Source organism: Neisseria sp. P0009.S007, assembly GCF_051962515.1.
In genome coordinates this window covers 1-1,281 of the sequence record NZ_JBQCVF010000392.1, presented here as the reverse complement: position 1 = coordinate 1,281, position 1,281 = coordinate 1, and the positions used below count along the sequence as shown (strand labels likewise).

Sequence of the window (1,281 nt, the reverse complement as noted above, 5' to 3'; positions counted from 1 at the left end):
AGCCAATCAGGGTTTTTCTCTTTCAGGTATTCAAAGCTGATAGGCTGGCCGTGGCTGCCTTCTTTAATCGATTCATCAACAGCGGGAACGCCGATGTCTTTATGCAACCAACCGCCCAAACGTGAGGAAGGGCCGAAAGCCGACATCTTACCGCCGTTGACCAATACCACCAAACCCTTGCCTTTGCCTTGCGCAGCAGTTTTCGCCGCTTCAAACGAAGCATCGATTTCCGCTTTCAGCTTGTCCGCTTCGGCCTGTTTGCCGAAGATTTGCGCCAGCGCGTCGATGCGCTCTTTGGAACTTTCTTTCAGATTGGCGGTTTCGGCGGTCATTTCGATGGTCGGTGCAATCTCGTTCAACTTGTCAAACGCTTTGGTTGCACGGCTGCCGATGATGATGAGCTGCGGTTTGTAAGCGTTTAAGGCTTCGTAGTCAGGCTCAAACAGCGTGCCGGCAGGTTTAGTCGTTTTGAAATATTCGGCCAAGTAGGGCAGGCGGTTTTTGTCGATGGACAAACCGGTTTTCACGCCCAATTTGTTTAAAGTATCGAGCATGCCCAAATCGTAAACGGCGATACGCTCTGGATTTTGCGGCACTTTCGCATCGCCGCGAGCCGTTTTAACGGTCAGGCTTGCACCTTCGGTTTGGGCGGCAGAAGCGGAAGCAGTTTGGGCTTGGTTGGACGCAGAATCTTTCGGTGAACACGCACCCAAAGCGAGGGTGCAGCATACGGCTAAAGCGGTCAAACGTAACATAGGGTTTCTCCGTGGTCGGAAATAAAGTAAATCGAAATGATAACTTGTATCGGGCTATAAAGCTAGATGCCGTCTGAAAACTTTTGTTTTCAGACGGCTTTTTCAAGCTGATTGCTTAGAAGCGGTAGTTCACGCTTAGGCGGACATCGCGGCCTGGTTCAGGCAGAGAATTGGCACCTGCGCGTTGGCTGTGCGGCTTGTAGTTTTTATCAAAGACATTGTTGACGGAGAAGTTGACGTTCAAGTCGTCTTTGCCTGTCGGTTTCCAGTTGGCGAATATATCGTTGACGCCGTAGCCTGCGCGGACGACATTCAGAGCCACATCAGAGCCGCGCGAGGTTGGGGCATAGCCTGCATTTTGGACATAACGTCCGCGCCAGCCGATTTCCAGATTCGGATTGTCGAATTGGTACGACAGACCTGTTGTCCATGTGCGTCCCATCGGGATGGCGGTCGTTACTTTGTCGGCGGTATCGCCGTTCAGCTTCGGTTTGCTGTAGGCTACGCCTGCACGTGCGGTCAGACC

At 52.2% G+C, this 1,281-nt stretch carries 1 protein-coding gene and 1 pseudogene; both read right to left on the bottom strand.

The annotated features are described in order from the left end of the window. Window positions 1-755: siderophore ABC transporter substrate-binding protein (locus ACTHS3_RS13535; RefSeq protein WP_440368199.1), on the bottom strand; the 755-nt coding region annotated here is incomplete at its 3' end. A 115-nt stretch (window positions 756-870) separates the two neighbouring features. After that, window positions 871-1,281: pseudogene (locus tag ACTHS3_RS13530) on the bottom strand (TonB-dependent receptor); the annotation flags it as partial.